The 13,503-nt window shown below is 62.0% G+C and carries 8 protein-coding genes; 3 read left to right on the forward strand and 5 right to left on the reverse strand.

The window, feature by feature from the left end; all coding sequences use genetic code 11:
* Positions 1-120 precede the first annotated feature (120 nt).
* Entirely contained in the window at positions 121-2,799 is a 2,679-nt protein-coding gene (gyrA, locus tag H0482_RS02070) for a DNA gyrase subunit A (protein ID WP_193729062.1), read from the reverse strand.
* Between the two features lie 346 nt (positions 2,800-3,145).
* Between gyrA and H0482_RS02075 the strand changes: the two genes are divergently transcribed.
* Together H0482_RS02075 and H0482_RS02080 are read left to right on the forward strand one after the other, a co-directional pair.
* Positions 3,146-5,545, forward strand: coding sequence for an efflux RND transporter permease subunit (locus tag H0482_RS02075; RefSeq protein ID WP_193728361.1), 2,400 nt, complete (start codon positions 3,146-3,148; stop codon positions 5,543-5,545).
* Between the two features lie 187 nt (positions 5,546-5,732).
* A complete protein-coding gene (locus H0482_RS02080; RefSeq protein ID WP_193728362.1) occupies positions 5,733-6,260 on the forward strand; it encodes a hypothetical protein in 528 nt (175 codons plus the stop codon).
* 50 nt (positions 6,261-6,310) lie between these two features.
* On the opposite strand, the gene ssb is transcribed toward H0482_RS02080, so the two are convergent.
* Entirely contained in the window at positions 6,311-6,805 is a 495-nt protein-coding gene (gene ssb / locus H0482_RS02085; RefSeq protein ID WP_193728363.1) for a single-stranded DNA-binding protein, read from the reverse strand.
* A gap of 334 nt (positions 6,806-7,139) precedes the next feature.
* Here ssb and H0482_RS02090 point away from each other — a divergent pair, with 334 nt between their 5' ends.
* Entirely contained in the window at positions 7,140-8,642 is a 1,503-nt protein-coding gene (locus H0482_RS02090; protein WP_193728364.1) for a succinate CoA transferase, read from the forward strand.
* Positions 8,643-8,981: 339 nt separating this feature from the next.
* Here the strand turns inward: H0482_RS02090 and uvrA are convergent, their stop codons facing one another.
* From uvrA to H0482_RS02105, 3 genes are all read right to left on the reverse strand, one after another.
* Positions 8,982-11,876: an excinuclease ABC subunit UvrA gene (gene uvrA / locus H0482_RS02095; RefSeq protein WP_193728365.1), complete on the reverse strand. Its 2,895-nt coding sequence runs from the start codon at positions 11,874-11,876 to the stop codon at positions 8,982-8,984.
* A 235-nt stretch (positions 11,877-12,111) separates the two neighbouring features.
* Complete coding sequence (locus tag H0482_RS02100) at positions 12,112-12,537, reverse strand: DUF1489 family protein (protein ID WP_210319054.1); 426 nt, start codon at positions 12,535-12,537, stop codon at positions 12,112-12,114.
* Positions 12,534-13,211: a glutathione S-transferase family protein gene (locus H0482_RS02105; protein WP_193728366.1), complete on the reverse strand. Its 678-nt coding sequence runs from the start codon at positions 13,209-13,211 to the stop codon at positions 12,534-12,536. The genes H0482_RS02100 and H0482_RS02105 overlap by 4 nt, the downstream gene beginning before the upstream one ends.
* Positions 13,212-13,503: the final 292 nt, after the last annotated feature.

The raw sequence follows: 13,503 nt of genomic DNA on the forward strand, positions 1-13,503 counted from the left end.
GCTGTAAAGGTTCAGCGCCAGGAAAGGGCGGAACCGCATGGGCGATCTCGGGAGTGGCAATGCAGAACGTCCATTCCCTCCCACACCCGCCATGAAAAAGGGGCGCCGAAGCGCCCCTTGCTATTCCACGATCGGTTCGGCCGGCGCATTCTCGCCGCCTTCATCGTCCTCGCCTTCCGGCTCGCTGATGCGCTCCACCGAAACGACCTTCTCGCCTTCGGCGGTATCGAAGACGATCACCCCCTGCGAGCCGCGCGACACGATGCGGATCGGCTTGTCGCCGCCCACCGGCAGACGGATTGTCTGCCCGCCATCGCTGATCAGCATGATCTGGTCATTGTCCTCCACGGGGAAGGACGCCACCAGATTGCCATTGCGCTTGTTGACCGCCATGGCGACGATGCCCTTACCGCCACGCCCAGTGATCCGGTATTCGTGGCTGGATGTGCGCTTGCCATAGCCGTTTTCGGAAATGGTCAGGATGAACTGCTCGCTGGCGCCCATTTGCGCGTAGAGCTCGGGGCTCAATTCGCCCGCGACCACGTCGGCCTCGTCCGAACCGCTGTCCTCGCCATCCGCCTCGCCGCGCACCGCGCGGCTCATCTTGAGATAGGCGGCGCGCTGCTCGGCATCGGCCTGCGAATGGTTGATCACCGCCATCGAGATGACATGATCGCCCTCGGCCAGTTGAATGCCACGCACACCCATGGAATCGCGGCCCTTGAACAGGCGCACATCGTCCACCCGGAAGCGGATCGCCTGCCCGAGCGCCGTGGTCAGCAAGACGTCATTGCTGGTGGTGCAGGTTTCGACGCCGACGATCTCGTCGCCCTCATCCAGCTTCATGGCGATCTTGCCGTTCTGGCGAACTTCGACGAAATCGGCCAGCGAATTGCGGCGCACAGTGCCGCGTGTCGTGGCGAACATGATGTCGAGATTGCCCCAGGAGGTTTCATCCTCCGGCAGCGGCATGATCGTGGTGATGCGCTCGCCCTGCTCCAGCGGCAGGATGTTGATCAGCGCCTTGCCCCTGGCATTGGCGGCCGCGAGCGGCAGGCGCCAGACCTTGAGCTTGTAGGCGATGCCCCGGCTGGTGAAGAACAGCACCGGCGTATGGGTATTGGCGACGAAGAGGCGCGAAACGAAATCTTCCTCGCGCGTCGCCATGCCCGAGCGGCCCTTGCCGCCACGGTTCTGCGCCCGATAGGTGGAGAGCGGCACGCGCTTGATATAGCCGCTATGGCTGACGGTAACGACCATGTCCTCGCGGGCGATCAGGTCTTCATCGTCAAAATCGGCGGCATAGTCGGAAATCTCGGTGCGGCGCGGCGAACCGAACTGTGCGCGGACCTCCTCCAGCTCGGTGCGGATGATGTCGCGGACCCGCTCCCGCGAGCGCAGGATGTCGAGATAATCCTCGATTTCCGTGCCCAGCCCGTTCAATTCGTCGCCGATTTCGTCGCGACCGAGGGCCGTGAGGCGCGCCAGTCGCAATTCGAGAATGGCGCGGGCCTGTTCTTCGGAAAGGTTGAACGTGCCGTCATCGTTGATGCGGTGGCGCGGATCGTCGATCAGCCGGATCAGCGGCTCGACATCGGCTGCGGGCCAGCGGCGGGTCATCAATTGCTCGCGCGCCGTGGCCGGATCGGGCGCGGTGCGGATCAGCGCGATCACTTCATCGATATTCGCGACGGCAACGGCGAGGCCAACCAGCACATGGGCGCGATCCCGCGCCTTGTTGAGCAGGAACCGGGCGCGCCGCGTCACCACTTCCTCGCGGAATTCGATGAAGGCGTCCAGAATCTGCTTGAGATTCATCAATTCCGGCTTGCCGCCATTCAGCGCGACGAAATTGCAGCCGAACGAGGATTGCAGCGCCGTGAAGCGATAGAGCTGGTTCAGCACCACGTCGGGCAGCGCGTCGCGCTTGACCTCGACCACCACGCGCATGCCTTCGCGGCTGGATTCGTCGCGCAGGTCGGCAATGCCCTCGATGCGCTTGTCGCGCACCAGTTCGGCGATCTTTTCCACCATCGCCGCCTTGTTCACCTGATAAGGAATTTCGGTGATGACGATGGCTTCGCGCTCCTTGCGCACCTCCTCGATGGAGGAGCGCCCGCGCACGATGATCGAGCCCCTGCCCGTCTCATAGGCCTGCCGGATTCCGGCGCGGCCGAGAATGATGCCGCCGGTCGGGAAGTCCGGGCCCGGAAGATGTTCGAGCAGCGCTTCGGTAGTGATGAACGGATCGTCCATCACCGCCAGCGTCGCATTGATGGTCTCGGCCAGGTTGTGGGTGGGGATATTGGTGGCCATGCCCACGGCGATGCCGCCGCCGCCATTGACCAGCATATTGGGGAAGCGCGCCGGCAACACGGTCGGCTCATGTTCGGAGCCGTCATAATTGTCGCGGAAATCCACCGTATCCTTGTCGAGGTCGTCGAGCATGGAATTGGTGATCTTCTGCATGCGCACTTCGGTATAGCGCATGGCAGCCGGCATATCGCCGTCCACCGAACCGAAATTGCCCTGCCCTTCCACCAGCATTTCGCCCATGGAAAATTGCTGGGCCATGCGGACCAGCGCCATATAGACGGCGCTGTCGCCATGCGGGTGGTATTTACCGATGACGTCGCCGACCACGCGGGCCGATTTGCGGAACGGCTTGTTATATTCGTAGCCATTCTCGCTCATCGAGAACAGGATGCGGCGATGCACGGGCTTGAGGCCGTCGCGCACATCCGGCAGGGCGCGGCTCACGATCACGCTCATGGCGTAATCGAGATAGCTCTTGCGCATTTCGTCGGTGATATAGATCGGGGCGATGTCCGAGGACGGCGCGCCGCCACTCACATCCTGAGGCGTATCTGTCACGTTGTGATTCTACGTTGGTTCTTGTTGCCGTATAGATAGGCGATTCCAGCGCAAAACGCCAATTTTTGGACCTTTCATTTTGTGGAGATCGGACGATTTCCCGTCGCGGAGCCTATGCAATCGCTCGCATGGCGGCCCGATCGTCGCTCCGGCGCGCCGTTTCGATACTGGAAATGCTCCAATCCGCGCCGTCGCGCACTCGCGCTGGACGGACTCAGATCAAAGCCCTAAAAATCTTGGCCTGTCGCCGGTTCGGGGGAGTTCGGTCTCTTTGTCTTCTAGTTCTCTTTTGAGGCGCGCCCTCGACCGCATCACCTACAAGCGTTCCATCGGTTTCGGCCTCGAATATATCGGGCTCACCACCTTGCGCTTCCCACGCGTGGTCGCGCTGGCCGTACTCGCCTTCACCATCCTGGCCTTCTCCCAGATCCCCAAGGCCAATGTCGATGGCGACCTGCTGCGCGTCTATGCTCATTCCGGCGAGCATTACGACGCCTATGACCAGCTTTCCGAGACGTTCGGCACCTTTGAGAACGACATCTATGTCCTGGTGAATTCGGAGCGCCTTGCCGATCCCGAAATCATCGAGGAAATCCGCTACCTCGCCTTCGAGCTCGAACTCAACGACTATGCCGTCGGCACCATGTCGCCCTTCACCCTGCGCAAGCCTATTCCGGGCGGTGGCTCGGTTCCGGCCGTGCCCGAAGGCATGCTCACGCCCGACGAAGTGGCTTTCGCGCTGATCGATCTGCAACAGAACGATCCGATGATGCGCAACCTGATCACCCCCGATCTGACCGGCGTGGTGATCATCTTGTTCCCCAACCAGGAAAAGGTGAAGGCCGAAGGCGCCAAGGCTCTGATCGACAGCCTGCGCGAAACCATCGCCTTCTACCAATCCGACGACATCCAGATCGAACTGACCGGCCCACCGATCTGGACCACTGAAATGCTCGATGCCTCGGTGTCCGATCAGGTCAAATTCACCGTCTGGGGCTTTGGCCTCGGGGCGCTGATCGCGCTTGTGGCGCTGCGTTCGTTCTTCGGCGCCATCATCGTCGCCGCCACGCCGTTCCTGGCGGTGATGTGGTCGATGGGCATGATCCTGCTGTTCTTCGGCTCCTTCTCCTTCCTGACCATCATCGTCACCACCCTGGTCCTGGTGATTTCCTTCGCCGAATCCATGTTCTTCGTCTTCAATTGGCTGGCGTTCTGGCGTGACGGCATGGAGCCGAACAAGGCCGTGGACGCCACGGTCAAGCTGGTTGGCCCGGCGGCGGCGCTGACCATGCTCACCACTCTTGTCAGCTTCGCCTCGCTGGCGCTGACACCTGGTCAGGGCATTCGGGAATTTTCGGCTGCGGGCGCCATGGGCACGTTCCTGCTGTTCGTCTGCCTGATGACCTTCATGCCGCTGCTGCTCAAGCTCGCCATCCGCCTCGGCTTCAGGGCGCCGCCCAAGACCAGCAAATTGCTCACCGCGCCGCTCCCCTTCGCCTGGTTCATGGCCAAGCGCTTCGGCCGCCCCCTCTCGGTCATCGCCATCGTGGTCACGCTGCTGCTGCTGATCCCCTACAGCCTCATCGAACCACGCTTTTCCTTCGAGGATTTCGTCGCCACCGATTCCAACGCGCTCACGGCGGCGGCCGACATCGATGACGGCGTTGGCGGTGTCGCGCCGCTCTATGTCCGCGTGCCCTTGATCGGCAACGATCCCAATATCGGCCCGGTGGATTTCGAGAAGGTGCGCGCTGTTCACCAGATCGTCGAAAGCCATCTGGGCCTCAACAAGGTCATTTCGGCCGCCAGCCTCACCAATTACACCGATAGCGGCTTCACCCGCGAGGAGGTGTTCGATTCCGTTGGCCCCTTCATGCGCAAGCGCTTCGTTACCGATGACGGTTCGCAGGCACTGGTCACCGGCTTCATGCCGACCATCATCGAATCCGACCTGCTCAAGGATCTGGTGGACAATCTGGAGGCCGATCTGGCCGCTGCCGGCATCGACGATGCCGAGATCGGTGGCTTCCGCATCCTCACCACCTTCGCCACCGACGACATCGTGCGCGGCCTGCAACTCGACCTGACCCTGTCGGTCATCGTCAACCTGGCGCTGATCGGCTTCGCTTTCCAATCCTTCCGCGTCGCGCTGGCCTCCGCCATTCCCAACCTGTTCCCAATCCTGGGCACCGAGGCATGGCTGTATTTTTCAGGTGCCGGCCTGCAATTGACCACGGTGATCGCCCTCACCATCGCTTTCGGCATTGCCGTGGACGACACTGTGCATTTCCTCTCCCATTACCTGCATGCTCGCCGCAGCGAGGGAATGAGCCACGAGGATGCGGTACGGCACACGCTCAACCGCATTGGCGGCGCCATCGTCGCGACCACCATCATCCTCTGCGCCGGCGTGGCCATCGTCACCTTCTCCGAACTGCCGCAGGTGGCGCTTTTCGGCACGCTGTTCGTCTCGACCCTCGCCTTCGCGCTGATTGGCGACCTCTTCATCCTGCCGGCCTTGCTGGCCGCGGGCGGCAAATTCTTCCAGCCGCTGGGTAAGATCAGCGTGCGCATGGCCGACGAAGATTCCACGCCCGACGATCCGACGGCCGACACCCACACGACGCGCGATGGCCGTCCCACCGAACTGGAACAGCCCGGTCCTTCATGAGCATTCACTTTCCCGCAGAAATGGCCGCGCCAGACGTGCTTAAATTTGCTAATCGACGATTCGCCGAACAGCCGGGGGGCTGGTTTGCACCAGTATCGAATCCAGACTTGCGGTTTCGATGCTCAACAAAGGACATGGAGCGCTCGTTCAAGGGAACGTACGGCGCTCCGCTTGGAGGCGCTACTTCATGATCTCTTTCGGACCCCTGACCCGTGCTGCCGCGCTGGCGGGCCTGCTGTTTTCCGCCGGCGCCGCATCGACCCCGGCGCTGGCCGCCCCCGCCGATGTGGCCCTGCTCAAGTCCTATGTCGGCGAGTGGCGCGGTCGCGGCGTGCTGATTGGCGCCAGCCAGGAAAGCGTCGTCTGCCGCCTCTCCCTCAGCCACGGCAACCAGGACAAGGTGAATTATAATGGCCGCTGCACCCTGGCCGGAACCACCCTGTCGGTCGCCGGGACCATGGCCTATATCGACGCCAATCGCCGTTACGAGGCAGTGATGAGCTCCAACGCCACCTTCAATGGTGTCGCCGTAGGCCAGAAGCGCGGCCAGAATCTCATCTTCAACCTGCGCGAGCGCGAAAAGGACGAAGACGGCAAGGATCTCAACATCTCCGCCCAGATCCAGCTCAGCAGCGAGGCCATTCAGGTCGTGTTTGAAGTGGTCTATGTCGAATCCGGCGACAGCCTGCGCGCCGAAGTCCCCTTCAGCCGCTGACCCCTGCCCTAAAACATAAAGGGCGGCCCCAGGCCGCCCTATCTCTCCGCTTAGAACGGAATATCGTCGTCCATGCCGCCCGGCTCGAAGGCCGGCGCATTGGCCTGCGGACGGCGCGCGCCGCCGCCACCGCCCTGATCGCGGACACCCCTGAAGCCACCGTCATTGCCAGCGCCATAGCCGCCGCTATCGCCGCGGCCATCCAATAGCGTCAGGTTGGAATTGAAGCCCTGCAACACCACTTCGGTGGAATATTTGTCCTGTCCCGACTGGTCCTGCCATTTGCGGGTCTGCAATTGGCCCTCGATATAGACCTTGCTGCCCTTGCGCAGATATTGCTCGGCAACGCGCGCCAGACCTTCCGAGAAGATCACCACCCGGTGCCACTCGGTCTTTTCGCGGCGCTCGCCGGTATTGCGGTCCTTCCAGCTTTCCGAGGTGGCGACGCTCAGGTTCACCACCTTGCCGCCGCTCGGCAGGTTGCGCACTTCCGGGTCATTGCCCAGATTGCCGACCAGAATAACCTTGTTCACACTGCCAGCCATGGCATCAATCCTTCCAATTCAGCCCCGGTCTGCCCGGTTGCGAGGCGCTCTCATCCGTCGCAGGATAAAGAACAGCCCGGAACGCCTTCCCTGCAACGGTGCGCAGACTAGACCTTTCCGTGCCACCACGGGGTTTCGTTTTCCTATTGCGCACACATTTTCCGCGTAATAGCACGCCGCCCAGGCAATACCCGGCGATGAGAAAACGACCTTGTTCGCATTTTGTTCCATAAATTTGCGCATGGGTCAATGCTGACTTGACCCGGATCAATGCGTCGGCCCTGGCTGCCGCTAGGCACAATATTCTACGCGCCGCATGACCAAGAGTTATTGAATGAATCCCGCCGACCTCTCCGCCCGCATCCGTCATCCCGCCCTTCTGGAGCGGATCGTCGCGCCCGAAATTGCTGCCGCGATGATCGAGGATGGCATGATCATCGGCATGAGCGGCTTCACCAAGGCCGGCGATGCCAAAGCCGTGCCCATTGCCATGGCTGAGCGCGCCAGAACCGATCCGTTCCAGATCACCCTGATCACCGGCGCTTCGCTGGGCCATGACATCGACCGCATGCTGACCGAGGCCCATGTCCTGTCTCGCCGCATGCCCTTCCAGGCCGACCCCACTTTGCGCAAGGCCATCAATCGCGGCGAGGTCATGTTCATCGACCAGCACCTGAGCGAGACGGTGGAACACCTGCGTTCGAACCAGCTCGGCCCCATTGACTACGCCATTGTCGAGGCGGCGGCGATCACCGAGGATGGCGGCCTGATCCCCACCACCTCCATCGGCAATTCGGCCAGCTTCGCCATGCTGGCCAAAAAGGTCATCGTCGAGATCAACCTGTCCCAGCCGCTTGGCCTCGACGGGCTGCACGACATCTATATCCCCGGCAAGCGCCCGACCCGCGCGCCCATTCCGCTCATGGCCTGCGACAGCCGCGTCGGCACACCCTATGTGCCCATTGCGCCCGAAAAGATCGCCGCCATCGTCATCACCAACGAGATCGACAGCGCTTCGTCCGTTCTTCCCGGCGATTCCGAAACCAGCGCCATTGCCCGCCACCTGATCGCCTTTTTCGGAAACGAAGTCGCGTCCGGCCGCCTCGACCTCACCCTGCAACCGCTTCAGGCCGGCATCGGGACCATCGCCAATTCGGTGCTCAAGGGACTGGCCGATGGTCCCTTCCACCATCTGCGGCTCTATTCGGAAGTGTTGCAGGATTCCACCTTCGACCTCTTCGACGCCGGCAAGCTCAGCTTCGCCTCGGCCTCCTCGATCACCCTCAGCGCCCCCTATGCCGAGCGGGTATTCTCGAATTTCGAGCGCTACAAGGACAAGCTGGTCCTGCGGCCGCAGGAAATCTCCAATCACCCCGAGATCATTCGCCGTCTGGGCATTATCGGCATCAATACCGCGCTCGAATTCGACATTTACGGCAACGTCAATTCCACGCATGTGGACGGCTCCAACATGATGAACGGCATCGGCGGCTCCGGCGATTTCGCCCGCAATGCCTATCTCTCGATTTTCGTCACCAAATCACTGGCCAAGAACGACGACATTTCCTCGGTGGTGCCCATGGTCAGCCATGTCGATCACACCGAGCATGACGTCGATATTCTGGTCACCGAAATCGGCCTCGCCGACCTGCGCAATCGCGCGCCCCGCGAGCGGGCGCGTCTGATCATCGACAATTGCGTCCACCCTTCCTATCGCGCCCAGCTCGACGACTATTTCACCCGCGCCACCGCCCGCGGCGGCCACACCCCGCATCTGCTGGAAGAAGCGTTTTCCTGGCACATGCGGCGGAAAGCGACGGGCAGCATGAAAGCCTGAAGTCGCGCCTCTCTCGAACCCGCACCTCCCCCATCGTCATTGCCCGGCTTGTCCGGGCAATCCATCCCTCCCCATCCATCGCAACTCGCATCGACCACCCGGACAAGCCGGGTGGTGACGCCGAACCGTGGGCCGAGCGAAACACGTAGGCTTTTTCCTCACCCCACAAATCCAGCAATAACCCTCCTCACCTACCAGCCGCACCTCCCCCATCGTCATTGCCCGGCTTGTCCGGGCAATCCATCCCTCCACATCCATCGCAACTCACATCGACCACCCGGATAAACCGGGTGGTGACGCTGAACCGAGGGCAGAGGTTGAGAAAGGTGCCGCGTTTGCCTATTCGGCGGCGCGCGTGGCGAAGTGGGGGCGACGGTCCATCACTTCCTTGAGGAAGGTGCCGGTGTGGGAGCGCGGATTGGCCGCGACCTCCTCAGGCGTGCCGATGGCGACGATTTCGCCGCCACCATCGCCGCCCTCGGGGCCCAGATCGATGATCCAGTCGGCGGTCTTGATCACTTCCAGATTGTGCTCGATGACCACGACCGTGTTGCCGCCATCGACCAGTTCATGCAGCACTTCGAGCAGTTTGGCGACGTCGTGGAAATGCAGGCCGGTGGTCGGCTCGTCCAGCATGTAGAGCGTGCGGCCGGTGGCGCGTTTGGAGAGTTCCTTTGATAGCTTGACGCGCTGCGCCTCGCCGCCCGACAGGGTGGTGGCGGGCTGCCCGACCTTTACATAGCCCAGCCCGACGCGCTGGAGCGTCGCGAACTTGTCGCGGATCACCGGCACGGCGGAGAAGAAGTCCACGCCCTCGTCGATGGTCATGTCCAGGATGTCGGAAATCGACTTGCCCTTGAACTGCACTTCCAGCGTCTCGCGATTGTAGCGCTTGCCCTTGCAGACGTCGCAAGTGACGTAAACGTCGGGCAGGAAATGCATTTCGATCTTGAGGACGCCGTCGCCCTCGCACTTCTCGCAGCGCCCACCCTTGACGTTGAAGGAGAAGCGCCCCGGTCCATAGCCGCGCGCTTTCGCTTCCGGCAGCCCGGCAAACCATTCGCGCAGCGGGGTGAAGGCCCCGGTATAGGTCGCCGGATTGGAGCGCGGCGTGCGCCCGATCGGCGATTGGTCGATGTCGATGACCTTGTCGAGAAATTCCAGCCCAGTCAGGCTTTCATGCGGCGCCGGAACCACGCGCGCGCCGTTGAGGCGGCGGGCGATGGCCTGGTACATGGTGTCGATCATCAGCGTCGACTTGCCGCCGCCCGACACGCCGGTAATGGCCACGAACATGCCCAGCGGCACATCGGCGGAAACATTCTTGAGATTGTTCCCGGTTGCGCCGCGAATGGCGAGCGCCTTGCCCTTCGTGCCGGTGCGGCGCTCGGCCGGCACCGGAATCCCCATGCGGCCGGAGAGATATTTGCCGGTGAGGCTGTCCGGGTGATCGAGAATGTCCTGCGGCGAGCCCTCGGCGACGATGCGGCCGCCATTGACCCCAGCGCCGGGACCGATGTCGAGCACGTAATCGGCGGTGAGGATGGCATCCTCGTCATGTTCGACGACGATGACGGTATTGCCCAGGTCGCGCAGCCGCTGCAACGTCTCCAGAAGCCGCGCATTATCGCGCTGATGCAGGCCAATCGAGGGTTCGTCCAGCACATAGAGCACCCCGGTCAGGCCCGAACCGATCTGGCTGGCAAGGCGGATGCGCTGGCTTTCGCCGCCCGACAGGGTGCCGGAATTGCGCGACATGGAGAGATATTCCAGCCCCACATCGTTGAGGAATTTCAGCCGCTCGCGGATTTCCTTGAGAATGCGTTCGCCGATCTGGCTCTGCGTTTCGCTCAACTTGTCGGAAAGATCGACGAACCACTTGCTCGCCACCTTGATCGACATTTCCGAGACCTGGCCGATATGCAGGCCATCGATCTTGACCGCCAGCGTCTCCGGCTTGAGGCGATAGCCGCCGCAAGCCATGCAGGGCTTGGCCGACATGTATTTCTCGATTTCCTCGCGCATGCCGGCGCTTTCGGTTTCCTTGTAGCGGCGCTCAAGGTTGCCGATCACCCCTTCGAAGGGCTTCGTCGTCGAATATTTGCGCAGCCCGTCGTGATATTCGAAGGCGATCTTGGTCTTGTCGGTGCCATAGAGAACGGCGTGCTGCACCTCGAAGGGCAATTCGTTCCAGGCCGTGCCGATGGACGCGCCATAATGCTTGGTCACCGATTGCAGCGTTTGCAGATAATAGGGCGCGCTGGTCTTCGACCATGGCAGAATGGCGCCATCGCGCAGCGACAGCGTCGGATCGGGCACGATCTGGTCGGGGTCGATCTTCTGCTCGGTTCCCAGGCCATCGCAGACCGGGCAGGCGCCAAAAGGATTGTTGAACGAGAACAGGCGCGGCTCGATCTCGGCAATGGTGAAGCCGGATACCGGACAGGCGAATTTTTCCGAAAAGGTGATCTGGCGCGGCGTGCCGTCCTCATTCTTCTCGTCGGCGAATTCGACCAGCGCGATGCCTTCCGCCAGCTTCAGCGCGGTTTCGAAACTTTCCGCGAGCCGTCCGGAAATGTCGGGCGAAACCACGAGCCGGTCCACCACCACTTCGATATCGTGCTTGTATTTCTTGTCGAGCGCCGGAGCGTCCTCGATCTCGTGATATTCGCCGTCGATTTTGACGCGCTGGAACCCCTTGCGCATCAGGTCGGCCAGTTCCTTCTTGAACTCGCCCTTGCGCCCGCGCGCGATCGGGGCCAGCAGATAGAGCCGCGTGCCTTCGGGCAGTTCCAGCGTGCGGTCCACCATCTGGGAGACGGTCTGGCTTTCGATGGGCAGGCCCGTCGCCGGCGAATAGGGAATGCCGACGCGCGCATAGAGCAGGCGCAGATAGTCGTAGATCTCGGTGACGGTGCCGACAGTCGAGCGCGGATTGCGCGAGGTCGTCTTCTGCTCGATGGAAATGGCGGGGCTGAGGCCCTCGATGTGCTCGACGTCGGGCTTCTGCATCATTTCCAGGAATTGCCGCGCATAGGCGGACAGCGATTCCACATAGCGGCGCTGGCCTTCGGCATAGATGGTGTCGAAGGCGAGGGATGACTTGCCCGAACCGGACAGGCCGGTCATCACGATCAGACTGTCGCGCGGCAACTTGACGTCGATGCCCTTGAGATTGTGCTCACGGGCACCGCGCACGACGATTTCGCGGTTGAGGCTCGGCTTGTCGGTCATATTCTGTCCAGTGATGTCGCGGCGGCATGGAGGGGCCGGCGAAGGCCAAGAAATAGGACTTCGGCACCGGCCCTGCAAGCCAGGCTGTCGCATGCGTGACTTACGTGAACGTAACCAGAACAATATGGATTCGGTCAAGCCGGGTTTAGGGGAGCCTGCTGACAGGGGGAGTCAGGAGCGGCCACGCCTTGACGATCCCCGGTTGCCAAGGCCCCCGATCGAGAGCCGAAAAATCCTAGATCAGGCCCATCCGCGCCAGTTCGGCGGCGATTTCGGCTGAATTTTCATTGTCATTGCTGTCCATGTCCGGCGGCGCATCCTCTGGCCGGAGATAGCGCCAGCCCTGGAATGGCCGTTTGGGATAGGGCAAGGTGCGCACGATGTCCGGCGACATGATGATGTCGCAATAATCGATCCCCTCTGCATTGGTGTATTTCGCCAGCCGCAGGATGGATTGCCGGCAGCAGATCGTGCCCGACATCACCCAATAGATCGAGGAAACACCCTCCATTTCCTCGCGGCGCTTGGGCATCATGCGGGTGCGATGCACATGCACGTCCTCGCCGTAATCGGCATCCCACCAATGCGCCCGCTCGTCGCGGTAGCTTTCCAGTTCCTCCACGCTGGCCACGCCGACGCAGAGCTTAATCATATGGATCATACGATCGTCCCGGGCGCCACCCGCCCCTGGATGACGTCGATTTCGTCGTCGTCCACCACCCATGGCTCCTGCAGGGCGAGGCCCCGCCATTCCTGGAAGGCGGGCAGCGCATAGATCGCCTCGACATAGCGCCCCACCATGTCGGACACCGGCAGGTCATAGGTCCGCAGCCGCGTCGCCAGCGGTGCGAACATGGCATCGGCGCCCGAAAAATCGCCGAACAGATAAGGCCCGCCGGATTTTTCCAGCAACCGGCCCCATAGCGTCTCCACCCGATGAAGATCGCCCCGCACCGCGTCGAGATCGACCTTTCCGGGATGGCTGGCCCGCAGATTCATCGGAGCATGGCTGCGCAGCGCCGAGAACCCGCCATGCATTTCCGCCGCCGCCGCCCGGGCCAGTGCGCGCGCCTCCCGCCCTTGCGGCCAGATGGCCTTGTCGGGAAATGTTTCGGCCAGATATTCGATGATGGCGATGGTTTCGGGGATCACCAGCGCGCCGTCGATCAGCACCGGCACCTTGCCGGTCGGCGAGCGCTCCGCCAGCACGTCGCGCCAGCCCGACCCTGAAAGTTGCAGCACCTCATCCTCGAACGGGATTTCAAAATGCCGCAGCACCAGCCAGGGCCGCAGCGACCAGGTCGAGTAATTCCGATTCCCGATCAAGAGTTTCATCGAATATCCTCATCCTCAGCAACAAGGGCGCCCAGTGGCCGGGCGCCCTTGTCATAATCTTCTGGGTGAAAAACTCCAGCGTCTTCCTATGGCGTTCTCGGCAAATGTGAAAACCGCTTCTGCGATCCGAAAACGCGACGGCCAATCACACGCCAGCGACTACGGCGACAACCAGCCCCATCGAAAAGAGGCATACCAGCGCCCAGCTCAAGGTCTGCATGACGTTGGTCTTGGGTAGACTGCGCATAGATTGCTCCTTGTCAGTCGTTCACACCGACCCGAACGGGGCCGG

Source organism: Devosia faecipullorum, from assembly GCF_015158295.1.
In the GTDB taxonomy this organism is placed as follows: domain Bacteria; phylum Pseudomonadota; class Alphaproteobacteria; order Rhizobiales; family Devosiaceae; genus Devosia; species Devosia faecipullorum.